The 17,747-nt window shown below is 44.0% G+C and carries 20 protein-coding genes; 12 read left to right on the top strand and 8 right to left on the bottom strand.

Annotation, left to right across the window (positions count from 1 at the left end; genetic code table 11):
- Positions 1–47 precede the first annotated feature (47 nt).
- Positions 48–743, bottom strand: a complete 696-nt coding sequence (gene tsaA / locus AB6D06_RS03440) for a tRNA (N6-threonylcarbamoyladenosine(37)-N6)-methyltransferase TrmO (RefSeq protein ID WP_372099668.1) — start codon at positions 741–743, stop codon at positions 48–50.
- A 123-nt stretch (positions 744–866) separates the two neighbouring features.
- On the opposite strand from tsaA, the gene AB6D06_RS03435 reads away from it, so the two are divergent.
- The 3 genes from AB6D06_RS03435 to AB6D06_RS03425 all read left to right on the top strand — a co-directional run bounded on the left by AB6D06_RS03435 (position 867) and on the right by AB6D06_RS03425 (position 3,226).
- Positions 867–1,139 (top strand): type B 50S ribosomal protein L31, encoded by a 273-nt coding sequence (locus tag AB6D06_RS03435; protein ID WP_372099670.1) that lies wholly within the window; start codon positions 867–869, stop codon positions 1,137–1,139.
- Entirely contained in the window at positions 1,126–1,251 is a 126-nt protein-coding gene (ykgO, locus tag AB6D06_RS03430; RefSeq protein WP_010436457.1) for a type B 50S ribosomal protein L36, read from the top strand. The genes AB6D06_RS03435 and ykgO overlap by 14 nt, the downstream gene beginning before the upstream one ends.
- Positions 1,252–1,639: 388 nt before the next feature.
- A complete protein-coding gene (locus AB6D06_RS03425) occupies positions 1,640–3,226 on the top strand; it encodes an AbgT family transporter (protein ID WP_010436458.1) in 1,587 nt (528 codons plus the stop codon).
- A 112-nt stretch (positions 3,227–3,338) separates the two neighbouring features.
- Here the strand turns inward: AB6D06_RS03425 and AB6D06_RS03420 are convergent, their stop codons facing one another.
- On the bottom strand, positions 3,339–3,782 hold the full coding sequence (locus tag AB6D06_RS03420; RefSeq protein WP_017063355.1) for a YaiI/YqxD family protein: 444 nt from the start codon (positions 3,780–3,782) through the stop codon (positions 3,339–3,341).
- 54 nt (positions 3,783–3,836) lie between these two features.
- A complete protein-coding gene (locus AB6D06_RS03415; protein ID WP_017069390.1) occupies positions 3,837–4,124 on the bottom strand; it encodes a hypothetical protein in 288 nt (95 codons plus the stop codon).
- Positions 4,125–4,892: 768 nt separating this feature from the next.
- Here AB6D06_RS03415 and AB6D06_RS03410 point away from each other — a divergent pair.
- A complete protein-coding gene (locus AB6D06_RS03410) occupies positions 4,893–5,411 on the top strand; it encodes a GNAT family N-acetyltransferase (protein WP_017060749.1) in 519 nt (172 codons plus the stop codon).
- Here AB6D06_RS03410 and AB6D06_RS03405 read toward each other — a convergent pair.
- Both AB6D06_RS03405 and AB6D06_RS03400 read right to left on the bottom strand, forming a co-directional pair.
- Positions 5,377–5,685: a DUF3301 domain-containing protein gene (locus tag AB6D06_RS03405; protein ID WP_017060748.1), complete on the bottom strand. Its 309-nt coding sequence runs from the start codon at positions 5,683–5,685 to the stop codon at positions 5,377–5,379. The genes AB6D06_RS03410 and AB6D06_RS03405 overlap by 35 nt on opposite strands.
- Positions 5,686–5,769: 84 nt before the next feature.
- Complete coding sequence (locus AB6D06_RS03400; protein WP_372099672.1) at positions 5,770–6,810, bottom strand: DUF3549 family protein; 1,041 nt, start codon at positions 6,808–6,810, stop codon at positions 5,770–5,772.
- Between the two features lie 87 nt (positions 6,811–6,897).
- On the opposite strand from AB6D06_RS03400, the gene AB6D06_RS03395 reads away from it, so the two are divergent.
- Both AB6D06_RS03395 and truC read left to right on the top strand, forming a co-directional pair.
- Positions 6,898–7,212, top strand: coding sequence for a YqcC family protein (locus tag AB6D06_RS03395; RefSeq protein ID WP_372099674.1), 315 nt, complete (start codon positions 6,898–6,900; stop codon positions 7,210–7,212).
- Positions 7,212–7,961, top strand: coding sequence for a tRNA pseudouridine(65) synthase TruC (truC, locus tag AB6D06_RS03390; protein ID WP_017060745.1), 750 nt, complete (start codon positions 7,212–7,214; stop codon positions 7,959–7,961). Before AB6D06_RS03395 ends, truC begins: the two co-directional genes overlap by 1 nt.
- A gap of 153 nt (positions 7,962–8,114) precedes the next feature.
- Here truC and AB6D06_RS03385 read toward each other — a convergent pair whose 3' ends face one another.
- The 3 genes from AB6D06_RS03385 to map form a co-directional block, all read right to left on the bottom strand.
- Positions 8,115–8,498: a DUF3461 family protein gene (locus AB6D06_RS03385; protein ID WP_004734354.1), complete on the bottom strand. Its 384-nt coding sequence runs from the start codon at positions 8,496–8,498 to the stop codon at positions 8,115–8,117.
- 181 nt (positions 8,499–8,679) lie between these two features.
- On the bottom strand, positions 8,680–11,301 hold the full coding sequence (gene glnD, locus AB6D06_RS03380; protein ID WP_372109932.1) for a bifunctional uridylyltransferase/uridylyl-removing protein GlnD: 2,622 nt from the start codon (positions 11,299–11,301) through the stop codon (positions 8,680–8,682).
- 138 nt (positions 11,302–11,439) lie between these two features.
- Positions 11,440–12,318, bottom strand: coding sequence for a type I methionyl aminopeptidase (gene map, locus AB6D06_RS03375; protein WP_372109931.1), 879 nt, complete (start codon positions 12,316–12,318; stop codon positions 11,440–11,442).
- A 457-nt stretch (positions 12,319–12,775) separates the two neighbouring features.
- Between map and rpsB the strand changes: the two genes are divergently transcribed.
- The 6 genes from rpsB (at position 12,776) to AB6D06_RS03345 (ending at position 17,743) form a co-directional block, all read left to right on the top strand.
- Entirely contained in the window at positions 12,776–13,507 is a 732-nt protein-coding gene (gene rpsB, locus AB6D06_RS03370; protein ID WP_009847420.1) for a 30S ribosomal protein S2, read from the top strand.
- Between the two features lie 138 nt (positions 13,508–13,645).
- Complete coding sequence (tsf, locus tag AB6D06_RS03365; protein ID WP_010436487.1) at positions 13,646–14,491, top strand: translation elongation factor Ts; 846 nt, start codon at positions 13,646–13,648, stop codon at positions 14,489–14,491.
- 155 nt (positions 14,492–14,646) lie between these two features.
- On the top strand, positions 14,647–15,378 hold the full coding sequence (gene pyrH / locus AB6D06_RS03360) for a UMP kinase (protein WP_017060742.1): 732 nt from the start codon (positions 14,647–14,649) through the stop codon (positions 15,376–15,378).
- 98 nt (positions 15,379–15,476) lie between these two features.
- Positions 15,477–16,034: a ribosome recycling factor gene (frr, locus tag AB6D06_RS03355; RefSeq protein WP_017060741.1), complete on the top strand. Its 558-nt coding sequence runs from the start codon at positions 15,477–15,479 to the stop codon at positions 16,032–16,034.
- Positions 16,035–16,132: 98 nt separating this feature from the next.
- Positions 16,133–16,885: an isoprenyl transferase gene (locus tag AB6D06_RS03350; RefSeq protein ID WP_017060739.1), complete on the top strand. Its 753-nt coding sequence runs from the start codon at positions 16,133–16,135 to the stop codon at positions 16,883–16,885.
- 15 nt (positions 16,886–16,900) lie between these two features.
- Positions 16,901–17,743, top strand: a complete 843-nt coding sequence (locus AB6D06_RS03345; protein WP_017060738.1) for a phosphatidate cytidylyltransferase — start codon at positions 16,901–16,903, stop codon at positions 17,741–17,743.
- The last annotated feature ends 4 nt before the right edge of the window (positions 17,744–17,747 follow it).

Raw genomic sequence — 17,747 nt, 5'->3', positions numbered from 1 at the left:
ACAGCAAATCTGATATAGCCGCATATAATATCAGCCTATTTGGGATCTCAAAAGCGTTCAATGTCAGTTACATTGATGAAAAGTGTTTCAACTACGAATTTCACGTTAAGATCGAACAAATTTACCGCATATTCCTTGTTGTCAGGTTTACCTTTCTTATAGGCAGGACGAGGATCTTGGCCTAATACTTCTTTGATCACCTGAACGATATGGCGCGCTTGTGGATGACTGGCTAGCTTACTTTGCGCTTGTTGCGAAAAGTTAACTTCGAGCACTTCTGGTTCGTCAGCAGCAAACCCTCCCAATGCGTCCGGAATCGAATCTGAGTAGGGGATGTAAGGCTTGATGTCGATGATCGGTGTGCCATCTACTAAGTCGACGCTGCCGAGATCCAACCAAGTTTGCCCTTTCTCTTGAGACACACCTTTTAGTTCAACCGCAGACATGCCAATTCCATTCGGTCTGAATGTGGCACGAGACGCGAATACACCAATACGTTCATTCCCGCCAAGTCGAGGCGGCCTCACAGTTGGTTTCCAGCCCGCTTCAAGGTTCTTATCGAACAGAAACAACAACCACACATGGCTAAATTGCTCAATATCCCGAACAGACTCAAGACAGTTTGCTGCGTCAACCAGCCTGACTCTTGAGGTGGATGTTGGTACCAATCTAGGTTGCCTTGGCACTGCGAACTTCTCTTTATAGGGAGACTCTATAAAGCCAATAGGTTCAATGGAGTACATGAGTGGACGTCTCTGATTACGATCTATGGCGGGAAAATATCATAAAATCGCTTGTTTTTCTTTTGATAATAATTATCATTTGTTATGTTATAACATATCAATTTAATTATTTAGGGAAATACAATGAAACCGAATATCCACCCGGGCTACCGCACAGTGGTGTTCCACGACACCAATGTTGATGAGTACTTCTTGATTGGCTCCACCTTGAAAACAGAGCGTACTATCGAATGGGAAGATGGTAATACTTACCCTTATTTCACTATTGAAGTGTCTTCAAAATCACATCCTTTCTATACGGGTAAACAGAGAGTGCTACATAAAGAGGGACGTGTTGCTAATTTTACTCGTCGCTTTGGTCAATTAGGTAAGGGACTAAATAATGAAAGTTGTTAAATCACTTAAAAGTGCGAAAAGCCGTCACCCTGATTGCCAGATAGTTAAGCGTAGAGGGCGTCACTATGTGATCTGTAAATCCAATCCAAGATTTAAAGCGGTTCAAAAATAACCGTCAATATGATGTGACATGTGTGTAAAAACGAGGGGAAAGTCAAACTTCATTCATTTGTCTGTTTTTCTTTTCCTTCGAGAGGAACTTAACCGGATATCGAGTGTGTATTTAACGTACGATGTATTTTATTTTCAAGTGAATCAATGGGTTATATTGTGATTTATATTTCTAGTGAATGCGTTGTTGTAAATTATAAATCTAGTTTTTGTGTTTAATATAGATTTATTTGCTAATTAATTGTTCAAATAGAGTTAAAAGTCGTCGTTTGTTACACACTTTGTAACATTTTGAATTTCTAATTGATATTTTTGTCGCGTACCCTTCGCTGGCAATTTGAACATCTTTGTCACAATTGCACAGGAATCACTACACAAGGAGGGAACAGATGAGTTCATCTGCTTCAATAAAAAACAACGCACCAAAAAAACCTATTTTCACACGCTTTTTAGACAGCGTTGAATATTTGGGGAACCTTTTACCCCACCCAATCACTCTTTTTGCTATCTTCTGTGTCGCAATCCTAGTTTCTTCAGGTATTGCTGGTTACTTTGAAGTGTCTGTCATGGACCCTCGCCCTGAAGGTGCTAGTGGTCGTGCTGCTGATGGTATGATCCACGTTGTAAGCTTACTTAATGCTGAAGGCTTACAACTCATCGTAACGAATCTAGTTTCGAACTTTGTTGGCTTTGCGCCACTTGGTACTGTACTTGTTGCAATGCTAGGTGTTGCGATTGCTGAACACTCAGGTCTATTATCTGCGGCAATGCGCGGCATGGTAATGGGCGCATCTCAGCGCATGGTTACTGTAACCGTGGTATTTGCCGGTATTATCTCTAACACGGCTTCAGAGCTGGGTTACGTAGTACTTATCCCTCTTGCAGCAATGCTTTTCCACTCATTGGGTCGTCACCCATTAGCAGGTCTAGCGGCAGCATTTGCTGGTGTATCTGGTGGTTATTCTGCAAATCTACTTATCGGTACGGTTGATCCACTGCTTTCTGGTATCACAGAAACAGCAGCACAAATGCTTGATCCATCTTACTCTGTTGGCCCTGAATCAAACTGGTACTTCATGTTTATTTCGACCTTCTTTATCTCAATTGCCGGTGCATTGGTAACAGAGAAGATTGTTGAACCTAAACTGGGTAAATACAATGTCGAAGACGCGTCTGAAGATCTTTCAAATGACTCAATGGGTAAGCTTACTGCTATTGAGAAGAAAGGCCTTAGATTGGCGGGTGTCGCTGTATTAATCGTGAGTGCGCTTTTAGCTTGGACTGTTGTTCCTGCTGACGGTGTTCTACGTTCAGAGGCGGGCACGATTTCAGGCTCTCCATTCCTGAAAAGTATCGTCGCGTTTATCTTTGTATTCTTTGCTATTCCTGGTTTTGTTTACGGCAAAATTACCGGTTCAATGAAGAATGACCGTGATGTGATTAATGCAATGGCAACGTCGATGTCTTCAATGGGCATGTACATCGTTCTTGTATTCTTTGCTGCACAGTTTGTTGCTTTCTTTAAGTGGACGAACTTTGGTCAAGTGGTTGCTGTAGGCGGCGCAACATTCCTTCAGGATATCGGCCTAACGGGTCCAATGTTGTTCTTCGCATTCATCCTAATGTGTGGTTTCATTAACCTGATGATCGGTTCAGCTTCTGCACAGTGGGCAGTAACAGCGCCAATCTTCGTTCCAATGCTAATGCTAGTAGGCTACGCACCTGAAACGATTCAAGCGGCTTACCGTATCGGTGATTCAACAACCAACATCATTACACCAATGATGAGCTACTTCGGTCTTATCCTTGCCGTAGCAACTCGCTACATGAAGAACCTAGGTATCGGTACACTGATCGCGACAATGTTGCCTTACTCAATGGTATTCATGTTTGGTTGGAGCATCTTGTTCTACCTATGGGTATTCGTATTCGGTCTACCAGTAGGTCCAGGCGCTGCAACGTACTACACGCCTTAGTTGTAGAGTAGGGGAAACCTTCTTCTAATTGATATTAAAAAAACCTGCATTGTTTGCAGGTTTTTTGATTTTTTATGGAGAGATAGAACTAGGTTAAGCTCGGATGAGCCAGCTAGCGTTTGGCTAGAATTCTATCTAAGTGGTTTGCGAACTCACGACGGTCGGTTTGAGAAAGGGCACTTGGTCCACCCGTTTGGATGCCACTTGAGCGCATGGTATCCATAAAGTCACGAATGTTCAGACGCGCTTTAATGGTCTCTTTGGTGTAAAGCTCACCACGAGAGCTGAGTGCTTGCCCACCTTTAGTGATCACTTCGTCAGCCAGAGGGATATCGGATGTAATCACAAGATCGCCGGGTTCAGTGCGCTTTACGATTTCATCATCAGCAATATCAAACCCGCTTGGCACTTGAATTGAGTGAATGTTATTGCGTTTAGGAACGGGAACCAGATGGTTTGCCACAAAGGTACATTCAACCCCTGTGCGCTCAGCTGCGCGTACGATTGTTTCTCGGATAACCTTTGGACAAGCGTCCGCATCAACCCATATCTTCATAGTGTTCTATTTCTCTGTTAGCTTATTTATCGGTCAACTTATTGCTCAGTTGCCTTATTGATCAGTTAGTTTAGCTTCAAGCATGGCAACGCGAGCAGTGAGTTCAAGGATTTGCTTTTCCAGTTGGCTAACACGATCAAGTGCTGGCTCTTCTTGTGTCGCGACTTCAACTTTAGGAACACGATTTGCGCTTTTCCAGCTCTTGATGGTCGTGATTAAAGCGGGCATCGGAACGGATGTGCTCATACGAGCCTTAACTAAAGCAACTGTCGGCTCTTTCCCTTGCGCTTGCAGTCCTTCAAGCACTGATTTCAACTCTTCAGAAACATCTTTTGTCAGCATGTTGATCTCCATTTTTAGTCTTTAGTCATTTTACTCGCTCTGGTGAATGATAGCGAATCATAAAACCGCCCATGGCTTGTGAGAGATCTCTTACAAAGGTTGTGAGATAACACGAATACATCGCTAGAGAGATTGATGTGCACATGGTTAAGGTGTTGAATTTTAATTGTTTTATATAATTAACAACTTTCTTGAATTCAAAATGTGATGCAAATCTATTGTCCGAAATCCTAAATCGCGTAAATTAAACCTTGTCGGAAGGATTCTGACACGGAACAGGAAAGCACCAAGGATTTGGTTATCTTCAGGATGAAGATTTGGTTACTTAGGATTGAGTGATCAAGCATGGAGCGTAAGGACATTGTAGGGATACAGTCAGTTAACAGGAAGTTAGCTGCAACGGAATGACAATGGACACCTTTAGGATTAAAGGGTTGGATTAGCATCAGGACGATGTAAAGGACACCGCTCACGGAACAAGTGATGTGCGCTAACTAGGATTGTTAGCTTTCAGGATGATTGGACACCGCTAGGACGGCGAAGTAAAGGAAAGAGCTGAAGGATTACAGCCACTATTATGGATGATGCATGGAGCATTAATTAGTAGCCGGACTGCTGCGAGTAAGACCCTAGCCCTGACACTTCGGTGTCGGGGCTTTTCTTTTCCTAAGGCTTTTTCTCTATCTAGGGGCTCTCTTTAATTCAGGAGCTTTTATCTAAGCACGCGACATCTGCTTTTCTGCTAATGGTCAACACAAGGAGTGTTTTATGACGATAGCAACCTCAAGAACGCTGTTGGTACCTTATACCGAGCAGTTAGAACATGACTTTATCAAGTTGAATTGCTGCCCCATCAATCGTGCTGAAATGAACGGGCCGCATTCTATTGCCTCTGCAAAACACCTATTTCAAGAAATACTGAACGACAACGTTGGTTTTTGCCGAGCCATTATCCACAACCAAACCCGCGAATACCTCGGGCATTTGTTTGTTTCGTCTGAAGAAGGGAAGCATGAACTGGGATTTATTCTGGACAAGGAGTTTTGGAATCAAGGCCTTGCTAGTGAAGTGCTAAAACCTTTCTTTAGTTTGGTTTGTTTTGAAGAACACCTAACGAATGTTGTCGCGACCGTTAATGTTGGTCATAACCCATCAATTAAGTTACTTGAAAAGTTAGGCTTTGCATTTAAAGAGACCAAACAAGATCAGTTTGGCCCTTATCATGAATATAGTTATACCGCGTATTGCGACGTTACATTCTATGAGGCTGTAGCTCAAACCGCATAGAACGGAAGCCCACCATGGTCAGTTTCCCTTGGTACAGGTCATCACCTAACGCTGAAAACTCAAATTGATACACGGTGTGCCAGCGCCAAATGGTGGTGAGCTCATGGCGCATCTTAAGTTTATGACCACTAAAGGCAACACTTAATAGCTGTAAGTCGAGCTCTTTACATTTTCTCGCAATGGCAGCTTTCGCAAGCTCGGATTGCCTGCGCTGTTGCCAAAACAGAAAGCAAAAGAAGCACAGCATCAAAATAGCCAATAAGTTATCTATCATTTAATCCATACTTCCTTTTATCTCTCTATTCCGTTCGTGATTTGAGCTTTTTGTTATGAGCTACTGAGCTGTTCTGTCTGGTATCTATTGCGACTTAGCCGCTTGTTGTAATTCTACAAGTGCATTGGCGAGTTCTGGTGATGGGTTCGAGTTCAATAATGGTAAAAATACCATTCTCAGTGTCGGAATCATCACTAAATCTGCAAATAACTGATTGAACAAGTTTTGGTTGCCCGTTTGTGCGAGACGCAGCAAGAACTGCTCAGCAATCGCAGGATCTTGCAGTACGTGCCAGCTGCGACCAGCCAAACCAATCAATACTTCTTGGTGGCTTAAGCGCGGGCTAGCCAGAACTTGGTTAATTACGGCGTTGGTTGTGCTTTGCTCTGCGCCAGAAAGGGCACGTACCAGTGCTGACAGTAAGAACAGATCTGGCTCTTGACTGTTAATCTCATTCTCTGCCATTTCTTGTAAGCGTTGAGCGAGCTTGTCATTGATTTGCGTATGCTCAAGCGCCCCGAGAGTCGCGTATAGAGGTTCTGAAGGCAGCTTATTCAATGCTTTGCGAATCGCGACACCATTTTGTTGGCTGCCTAAACGAGCACACATATCAGTGATGCCTTGTAGGCCAACGGTTTTCCAGTTGTCCCAACCGAGTTCACCTGTGAAGTAATGTTGAGCGTGTTCGTAGTATTGGCTCGTCGCAAGATCTAAACCTGATCTTACTTGGCTATGGAACACGGCCATCTTGTCTTCAGAAGGCTTGAAGGTATATGGGTTGTTAGACAGCTTTTGTTGTTGCTCTTCGGTGATTTCGCCGTTCAAACGAGTGCCCATTGCTTCAATAACAAACTTTAGGAAGTTACCCACATCTCCTTGATGCAATAGGCCTCTTTCATCCAGTTTAAATTTTAGGAACCAAATCCAAGGTTGCTTGTGTTCGTTCCAGTAGCTAATCGCTAAGTGAGCTTGTTTCTGCAGTGGAAATGGGTACGGCTGTTTCCCCTGCTCAACATCAGAGAATAGGTTGTTGTCGATCTTTTGGATACGACGACCTAGATCGTAGATATCATATTGGCAACCGCTATTCTTTAGCAACTGAGTGAGCGTGTGAATGGTTTCCATAGTAATAAAGCTCCTAACTTTCTTTCCTAAATAGATGGTACTCTATGCCCCAATTTCAAGGTCACTAGATAAATAACTTGGTGAAAAATGACAGCTGCCACAAAGTTACCTCTTTTACTTCAACAATTAGAACAACAAATGCGCCAATGTTCTCTGTGGAGCACGTTTCCACCCTCGGATGAGGCGCTTGCGAGCATTGAACCTTTCGGGGTTGATTCGCTACAACCGGAAGAGTGGTTGCAGTGGATCTTTATCGTTAAGATCAACGCAATGATGGATGCCCAAATAAGTCTACCGAAAGGCTTTGCGATTCATCCTTATTTTAGTGAAGTGTGGAAAAATAAGGCAGACAAAGCTGAACTGCTAGTGACGATTCTGAGCATTGATGAGGTATGCGCGTAATGTTAGAGATCATTTATCAAGATGAGTATTTTGTCGCGGTGAATAAGCCTGCAGGTATGCTAGTGCATCGTTCATGGTTGGATAAACACGAAACGCAATTTGTTATGCAGACATTGCGCGATCAAATTGGTCAGCATGTATTTCCATTACACCGCTTAGACAGACCGACATCGGGTGTGTTGGTGTTTGCGTTGTCGAGTGAGGTTGCTTCACAGGTGATGCCAATGTTCGCTAATCATGAGATGCAAAAAACCTATCATGCGATTGTCCGTGGTTGGATAGAAGAGGGCGATACGCTCGATTATGCACTTAAGGTTGAGCTGGATAAGATCGCAGATAAGTTCGCGAAAGAAGACAAAGAAGCGCAAGAGGCAGTGACAGTCTATGAACCGCTAGCAAAAGTAGAAGTGCCATATTCAACAGGACGCTTTCCTACGAGCCGCTACTGCTTGGTTGAGATGATGCCAAAGACAGGTCGCAAACATCAGCTGCGTCGTCACATGGCTCATCTAAGACATCCGATTGTCGGTGATACTTCACATGGTGATGGTAAGCACAATCGACTGTTCCGTGATGATTTAGATTCGCATCGTTTGTTGTTGCACGCTTCTGAGCTTCGCTTTATCCATCCTTTCACAAAAGAAGAGTTGGTGATGAAGGCCAACCTTGATGAAACTTGGCTAAGGTTGTTTGAAACCTTTGAGTGGGATACTAACTTAATCGATGCTCAAACTTGCTTGTCTAAGTAAGTCTCGCGTGTTTAGGCAATCTCCAGTCTAAGTGAATAGAGAAAATAGAATAAAAAACAAAGGGCTGATAGTGATATCAGCCCTTTTTGTATCTGTATAACCTTAACGGCATAACTAATGTTGGTTAGTTAACAGTAATAGTTCGTCGCGGGATCATTTTAGCTTTTCTAGATCAGCTTCGATCTCAGCGATCTTGCTTGATACCACTTTCTCTAGATGGCGTAAGTCGGTAAGGATCTTCTGCTTCACATCCACCTCAGCCGTTGGCGTCGGTTTGGTGATTTTGTTGAGTTCATCAATCACAAGAGTGAGGTTGCGGTTAATCTCTGTCACTTCTTTGTATTGATTATTGCCACCGCTAACAAGCACACTTTTTACTTGTCGTGGGTACTTAAATTTAACGCTTTTCGCGAACAGTTCCCCTTTCTGCTTACGAAAGTAAATCTTCAGGATATCTTTGTGCGCTTCTTGGCGAAGGGAGTAACGTTCAATCTGTTTAGGTTCGTGGATACCTAAGCCAGTGAGGTTTGGATACATAAGCGACCTCTAGGTTATGAATGTAATACTTTTATGTAATTGACTTGATCAATGTAGCAGCCTAACGACGAGCTAGATAGTTGATATCTGTGAATTGATTGTAAGTTGTGGGCAAGATCGCTCTCTATCTTTGCCCACACTTATTTGGTTATTAAACCTGTTTTTAGACTGAATTCGCTTTCTAAGGTGCGAGTTCAGAAACGTGCTCGGTTAATCGTTCTCTTAGTGCCTGTTCTTGTTCTTCAGACAGCCTTCCTCCCGCTTCACTGGTCAGAATAAACAGATCCTCTGCTCGCTCACCTATGGTGGTGATTTTGGCACCGTGCAAGTTGATGTCTAGCTCCGCAAAGGTTGCACCGACTTGAGCCAATAACCCCGGCGTATCAAGAGCTCTTAACTCCATCAAGGTACGTTTCTTGCTCTTGGTTGGTAGGAACTCAACTAAGGTTTTGACCTTAAAGTGTTGCAAGTTACGTGGCGTGCGACGCGTCTTAATCTTAGTCGGGCGGCCATCAGTCAATACATGAGTCAGATGTTTAGCAACGGCTTTGTGTCTTGCTTCATCAATCGCTTCGCCGTGCTGGTCTAGTACGATAAAGGTATCCAAAACATGACCATCTTTGCTAACCATGACCTGCGCGTCATGAACGTTAAAGTTACGTCTGTCGAGTTCGGCAACCACGGTCGCAAACAGTGCTGCTTGGTCTTTACAATAAACGAACACTTCTGTGCCACCGCGCGTCGCTTTCTTACTGATCAGCACTAACGGTTGGCTTGGGTCTTCTAGGCGAAGTAAGTGTTCACAGTGCCAAGCGATTTGTTTATGTGTGTGACGCAAGAAATAATCGGCCTTAAAGCGTTGCCACAACACTTCAATCTCACGAGCGGTGAAGCCTTCTTTACGCAGCAGTGCTGATGCCATTTGTTGGTTGTGACGAATACGGTCTCTGACATCGACAGGGTTTTCCAAGCCGCGGCGCAGTGCTCGCTGCGTTGAGTGGAACAGCTCAGCTAACAGGGTTCGTTTCCAACTGTTCCATAGCTCAGGGTTAGTCGCACAGATATCGGCAACGGTTAAACAAACCAGTAGCTCGAGTGATTCTTCATCACGCACTTTTTTGGCGAATTCGGTGATCACATCTGGGTCGTAGATATCACGACGTTGAGCCGTTACTGACATCAATAGGTGATTTTGTACCAACCACGCGACTTGTTTGGCTTCAGGCTTCGATAGCCTGTGTTCAATACAGAAAGAGTAAGCCTCAACCGCACCTATCTCAGAGTGGTCTCCGCCGCGGCCTTTGCCGATGTCATGGAAGATAGCGGCAAGGATCAGCAACTCTTTCTTCTGTACTCGAGGATAGACTTCACAGCAGATAGGGTGCTTATCGTGGTTTTCGATTTGACCAAAGCGGTTGATGTGCTTGAGCAGGCGGATACTGTGCTCATCCACGGTGTAAACATGGAATAGGTCAAACTGCATCTGACCAACGATCTGGCTCCACTGCGGTAAGTACGCAGAGAGCACGCCCAATTTGTGCATTAAGCTAAAGGCTTTGTGCAGGGCATTAGGGTGGCGAACTAGATCCATGAACTTGTCACGAGCTTCAGGAATGGTATGCAGGAATCGGTTCAATCGACGGCGTGCCGTACGCAGTTGTCGCAATGTTGGTGGACTTACCCCTTCGATAGTCGAGTCATTGGCGATATGGATGAACATATCGAGAATGGTTTCTGGTCTTGCTTGGAATAGGGCAGGCTTGCGCGCTTCGATCAACGAACCTCGACGTTGGAAATCACTATCGAGAATTTCAGCGTCTTGGGTTTGACCGCCATTGATGATCGCTTGATCGAACAGCTTAAGCAGCATCTTATTCAGTTCAGCAACACGACGAAGGGTTCGGTAGAACTCTTTCATCATCATCTCAACACCACGGTTTCCTTCACCCGTATAACCCAGATGTTCAGCGACTTGAGCTTGATGCGCGAACGTTAAACGGTTGTCGTAACGGCGCAGTTCAATATGCAATGCAAAGCGAACACGCCATAAAAAATCTTGGCACTCAACGAGCTCACGATATTCAGCATCGGTCAGAAAGCCGTATTTGCTCATCTCTAACAAAGAGGTCGCGCCGAAGTGGCGACGCGCAACCCAGCTCAGGGTATGGATGTCTCTGAGCCCTCCCGGAGTCGATTTGATGTCCGGTTCTAAATTATAGGTGGTGTCGTGGTAGCGAGCATGACGCTCTCTCTGTTCTTGAATCTTGGCTTTGTAAAACGTCTCACTTGGCCAAAATGAATCGGAATGAATCTTCAGTTTTAGTTCTTGGAAAGTGTCTTCACTACCACATAACAATCGCGACTCTTGTAGGTTGGTCGCGACGGTTAAATCATCGGTGCCGATATCGAGACACTCAGTAATAGTTCGCACAGCATGGCCAACTTCGAGCTTTAAATCCCAAAGTAGAGTAATGAATTGACTGACCTTTTCACCAAGAGCTGGTGGTAGTGTTTTTTGCGAGACAATGAGAATATCAATGTCAGACAAAGGATGCAGTTCGCCACGACCATAACCACCCACTGCGACAAGTGAAATATGAGGCAGTTTGTTGAATCCGAAATTTTCCCACAAACGATTGAGAAGTAAATCCATGTATTCGGAGCGCAGTAGAACCAAATCGGTGACGGGATGGTGGTTCAGAAATTCATTTTTTTGATACTGCGTGAAGATCTCGAGCTGATTTTTTAATTCGCAGATTTCAATTTGTTCGTCATTGAACGTAAGAGGGCATTGATAAGGCATAGTCTGCTATCCGTGCAAGCAAATGAGAATAGTAAACAATTTAACAGAAGCTGATGGAAAATCGAAATTGAGTGGATAAAAAATATCCTCGACAATGCGAGGATATTTTTAAAAGGCTGATGCGCTCAGTTCGGTGAACTAAGCGTTCTTCATGATACGTGGGATTGTATCATCGCTGCGCAGTGTTAGTACTTCACAACCAGTATCAGTTACAACCAGAGTGTGCTCCCATTGAGCCGAGTTCTTGCTGTCTGCTGTGTATACTGTCCAGCTATCTTCGTCATCAAGACGACAGCCAAACTTACCCGCGTTGATCATTGGCTCGATAGTGAAGCACATGCCTGCTTTTAGCACGGTGCGATCGCTGTTCTTGTAGTGAACTACTTGTGGATCTTCGTGGAATTCAGAACCAATGCCGTGACCACAGTAATCTTTAACAATAGAGAACTTAGCGCGTGGGTTGTTCTTGTTGTTTGTTTTGATGTACTTCTCGATAGCAGTACCGATTTGACCAAGTTGAACACCTGGCTTAACTTGGCGCATGCCTTCGTAAAGTGCTTCTTGAGCAACCATGCACAGACGCTTGTTTGCAGGTGAAACCTCACCCACTAGGAACATCTTAGAGGTGTCACCGTGGTAGCCTTGAGGGCGAGTACTAAGATCGGCATTTGCGTCATCAGGGATGATAACTGTGATATCAACGTTCAGAATGTCGCCATCTTTGAGTACCGCAGGTTTGAATTGACCTGTGCTACCCGTTTCGTCTTGTGACGCGGGAATGCCGTGACACACAATATGATTGATAGACGTACAGATAGACTTAGGGAAACCGTGGTAATCGAGTGGCGCAGAGTATGCACCTTTTTCTAGAGCGTACTCATGACAAAGCGTATTGAGCTCTTCCGTCGTGGTACCCACTTGGATGTGAGGTTCGATCATCTCAATAATGTCAGCGGCCAGCTTGCCGGCGACGCGCATTTTTTCAATTTCTTCAGCAGTTTTAATTTTTACAGCCATTGCATATCTCTTAATTTGGTAGCACCTAAGTGTGCATATTGGGGCTATTCTATCAGTGCAGCAATTTAGCGCAACATTCCCATGCCCATACATTGCTGGTGGATACTGCTCAACGTGAGTGAATCGTGATCAATTTATTGAGACAGAAGTGAATGAATAGCGACACTATTTATAGGTGAAATTCGCCGATAGGGATCAGTATAGCAGTCGCCATTTTTAGAATTTTTTCTAGCCATAGATAGACAAAATATGGTATAAAGCGCGCCGGACATCAGGACTGTTTTCTCCAATTGGCGAAACAAGCTTTGTGTCCACTAACTTATTTCTTTAAATCACACACATTCCGACACATGTTCCGGGGTGCCTCAACAACATAGATAACGGCTGAAAAGTGGTTAGTTGTTAGGGGTCGGATTCATGGGGGATGTGGAGGCCTAACCCCATAGAGGATTTTAAAATGGCAACTGTATCAATGCGCGATATGCTTAAAGCTGGTGTTCACTTCGGTCACCAAACTCGTTACTGGAACCCAAAAATGAAGCCATTCATCTTTGGTGCTCGTAACAAAGTACATATCATCAACCTAGAAAAAACTGTACCAATGTTCAACGACGCTCTAGCTGAAATTGCTAAAGTTGGCGAGAAGAAAGGTAAAGTTCTTTTTGTTGGTACTAAGCGCGCTGCATCTGAAGCTGTTAAAGAAGCTGCTATCAACAGCAACCAGTTCTACGTTAACAACCGCTGGTTAGGCGGTATGCTAACGAACTACAAAACTGTTCGTCAGTCTATCAAGCGTCTGAAAGAACTTGAAGCGCAAGCTCAAGACGGTACTTTCGACAAGCTTACTAAGAAAGAAGCTCTAATGCGTACTCGTGAAATGGAGAAGCTAGAGAAATCTCTTGGTGGTATTAAGAACATGGGCGGCCTTCCAGACGCTCTATTCGTAATCGATGCTGATCACGAACACATCGCAGTTAAAGAAGCAAACAACCTAGGTATCCCAGTTTACGCTGTAGTTGATACTAACTCTAACCCAGACGGCGTTGACTTCGTTATCCCAGGTAACGATGATGCAATCCGTGCAGTACAGCTTTACCTAAACGCTGCTGCAGACGCGGTTAAAGAAGGTCGTAACAAAGATGTTGCTGCTGTAGCTGCTGAAAAAGACGGTTTTGTAGAAGCTGAATAATAGCGGCTCTGAGCCATATTTAGTTCATATTAAGCGGTCATAATCGGTGGCTTAACGGACTGAATACAGTCAATATCAGGGGCCAATTAATTAGGCCCCTGTTTTTTATCTTTTTTAGAATTTACTGAGGAATAGAGAATGGCAACTGTAACTGCAGCTCTAGTTAAAGAACTTCGTGAACGCACAGCTGCGGGCATGATGGAATGTAAAAAAGCACTTGTTGCTGCTGAAGGCGACATCGAGCTAGCAATTGAAAACATGCGTAAATCTGGCGCAGCGAAAGCAGCTAAAAAAGCTGGTAACGTTGCTGCTGAAGGCGCAATCATCATCAAAGAAGCAAACGGCGCAGCTGCTCTTCTTGAAGTTAACTGCCAAACTGATTTCGTAGCTAAAGATGCAGGTTTCCTTGCATTCGCTAACGAAGTTGCTGAAGTTGCTCTAGCAGAACGTCTAGAAATCGCTGCTCTTCAAGCTAAATTTGAAGAAGCGCGTATTGCACTAGTAACTAAGATCGGTGAAAACATCAACATCCGTCGCGTACAATTCGTTGAAGGTGTTGCACTAGCTTCTTACCGTCACGGCGAGAAAATCGGTGTTGTTGTTGCTGGTGAAGGCGAAGCTGAAACGCTTAAGCACGTTGCAATGCACGTTGCTGCATCACGTCCTGAGTTCCTAAACCCAGAAGACGTACCTGCAGACGTAGTTGAGAAAGAAAAAGCAGTTCAAGTTGAAATCGCTATGAACGAAGGCAAACCAGCTGAAATCGCAGAGAAAATGGTTGTTGGCCGTATGAAGAAATTCACGGGCGAAATCTCTCTAACTGGTCAAGCTTTCATCATGGAGCCTAAGCAAACTGTTGGCGCTATCCTGAAAGAGAAAGGCGCTTCAGTATCTGACTTCGTACGTCTAGAAGTTGGTGAAGGCATCGAGAAAGCGGCTGAAATGAGCTTCGCTGACGAAGTTGCTGCGGTACAAAAAGGTTAATCCTTAGCGTATTGTTTGAAAAAGACCGTGGCAAATGCTGCGGTCTTTTTATGAATAATGAATTATTTCCGACTTTTAGCTGTTATGAATGCAAATTGAGCTCTTCAGTTTTTATCCATGACTGTTAATCATCAACTCTTTGGAAGGTAAACTCCATGACTACGAACCCTAAACCAGTGTATCAACGTATTCTGTTAAAACTTAGCGGTGAAGCGCTACAAGGCGAAGAAGGTTTTGGTATTGACCCAACGATCCTTGATCGTATGGCTCAAGAAGTAAAAGAATTGGTTGAACTAGGCGTTCAAGTTGGTGTTGTTATCGGTGGCGGTAACTTGTTCCGTGGTGCTGGTCTTGCTGAAGCTGGCATGAACCGCGTTGTTGGTGACCACATGGGTATGCTTGCAACGGTAATGAACGGCCTTGCAATGCGTGACGCTCTTCACCGTGCTTACGTAAACGCACGTGTAATGTCTGCAATCCCTCTTAAAGGTGTGTGTGACGACTACAACTGGGCAGATGCAATCAGCCAACTACGTCAAGGTCGCGTTGTGATCTTCTCTGCTGGTACGGGTAACCCATTCTTCACTACGGATTCTGCTGCATGTCTACGTGGTATCGAAATCGAAGCTGACGTAGTTCTAAAAGCGACAAAAGTAGATGGTGTATTTACTTCTGACCCTGTAGCAAACCCAGACGCAGAGTTGTATGATACGTTGTCTTACAACACGGTTCTTGATAAAGAACTTAAAGTAATGGACTTGGCTGCATTTACGCTAGCACGTGATCACAAAATGCCAATCCGTGTATTTAACATGAATAAACCAGGCGCACTACGTCGCGTGGTTATGGGTGAAACTGAAGGTACATTAATCAGCGACGCTGACTAATTTTTCGGGCTTACTGAGGTGTTGTACCTTGGTAAGCTTATCCTTATCACTCCAAATAAAAAGCTTTCTTGAAGAAAGAACATAATCAAGGTGAAATTGTGATTAACGAAATCAAAAAAGACGCTCAAGAGCGCATGGTAAAAAGTGTTGATGCACTAAAAAACAGCCTGCAAAAGATTCGTACAGGCCGTGCGCACCCGAGCCTACTTTCTGGTCTTACTGTTGAGTACTACGGTGCTCCAACGCCTTTGACTCAAGTAGCTAACGTTATCGCTGAAGATGCACGTACACTAGCTATTACAGTGTTTGATAAAACACTGACTCCTCTAGTTGAAAAAGCAATCCTGACATCTGACCTAGGCCTAAACCCTATGTCTGCGGGTACAGTTATCCGTGTTCCACTTCCACCGCTAACGGAAGAGCGTCGTAAAGACCTAGTTAAAATCGTTCGTGGCGAAGCTGAAGGTGGCCGTGTTGCTATCCGTAACATCCGTCGTGACGCGAATGGCGATCTAAAAGCACTTCTTAAAGATAAAGAAATCTCTGAAGATGAAGATCGTAAAGCACAAGACGAAATTCAAAAGCTAACTGACGCTGCGGTTAAGAACGTAGACGAAGTTCTAGCTGTTAAAGAAAAAGAGTTGATGGAAGTTTAATTTTCCATATTCTTTTCTTTCCGGAAAAACGCTGTACTCACGGTGCAGCGTTTTTTTATGCTACTCTGTTCGACTATTAGAATTTGATTCACTCTTTTATGCATAATTCTCAAGCGTTCACAGACTCTCTTCCTAAACACATTGCTATCATTATGGATGGTAATGGTCGCTGGGCAAAAGCTAAGGGCAAGCCTCGCGTCTTTGGCCATAAAAACGGTGTTCAAGCCGTTCGTAAAACTATCTCTTCTGCAGCCAGACTTGGCATTAAAGCCGTTACTCTTTTTGCGTTTAGTAGCGAGAACTGGCGTCGTCCTGAAGAAGAAGTCGGTATCTTGATGGAACTGTTTATTTCAGTGCTGTCGAGTGAAGTTAAAAAGCTTCATAAAAATAATCTACAACTTCGTGTTATTGGTGATAAAAGTCGTTTCAATGATCGACTACAAAAGAAGATAGAAGAAGCGGAAGCTTTGACTAGCACTAATACTGGTATGGTTATTAATATTGCAGCTAACTACGGCGGTAAGTGGGATATTCAGCAAGCAATGACCTCTATTGCTCAACAGGTAAAGTCTGGCGATATTAATGTAGATGACATTGATGAAGCTATGATTACACAGCACCTGACGATGGCAGATATTCCTGAGGTTGATCTACTTATCCGTACCAGTGGCGAATGCCGCATTAGTAATTTTATGCTTTGGCAGTTGGCTTACGCCGAAATGTATTTCACTGAACAATTCTGGCCAGACTTTAATGAAGACAGCTTAGTAGAAGCTGTGACTTGGTTTGTTAACCGTGAGCGTCGTTTTGGATGCACCGGTGAGCAAATTAAAGCTTTGATGGACAGTTAATAAGGATTTTTTGGTTTGAAACAACGAATTATTACGGCGTTGATTTTAGCTCCCCTAGTTATTCTAGGTATTTTCGAGTTATCACTTCCTACATTTATTCTTTCACTAGCGGTAATCTCGCTATTGGGTTTTTGGGAGTGGACTCAGTTTGTGGAAAGCAAATCGCGTTATTTAGCGTTGATTCCAACGGTTGTGGTTAGTGCTGCAAGTTTTTCTTTTATCCCTTTTGATGCATTTAGCCTTAATAACTTGTCTACTGCTCACTACGCCATTCTAACGATTGGCTCGATTTGGTGGGTAATCGCGAGTGGCATGGCGGTGACTTATCCTAAGTCTATGCCTGCATGGAAAGACTCTTCTCTTCTTCGTCACGCCTTTGGTGTGCTGACTCTGCTGCCATTCTTCTGGAGTGTGGTTATCCTGCGTGCTAACGGTATCGATGCTGATCCTTACCACGGTGCTAAACTGGTGATGTTTGTTTGCTTGCTTGTTTGGGCTGCAGATAGCGGCGCATACTTTTCAGGAAAGAGTTTTGGTAAGCGTAAAATGGCACCAGCGGTAAGCCCTAATAAGACGATTGAAGGTCTTATCGGTGGCATTATTACTGCGGTGATCGTGGCTTGGATCTTTGCTGACTTGTTTGACATCCAATTCACAAGCCCACTTCACATGATTGTTATTACCCTTGTGACCGTTGTTATTTCTGTTCTAGGTGACCTTGTTGAAAGCATGTTTAAGCGTGTTTCTGGGGTGAAAGACAGCAGTAATCTGATTCCTGGTCATGGTGGTATACTAGATAGAATAGATAGCTTAACGGCTGCATTCCCTGTCTTTGCTCTGCTTTATTTAGCATTCTAATAAA

This window comes from Vibrio sp. 10N.239.311.G01, from assembly GCF_041465805.1.
Taxonomy (GTDB): Bacteria; Pseudomonadota; Gammaproteobacteria; order Enterobacterales; family Vibrionaceae; genus Vibrio; species Vibrio crassostreae_C.
This window is presented reverse-complemented; position numbering and strand designations above follow the sequence as displayed.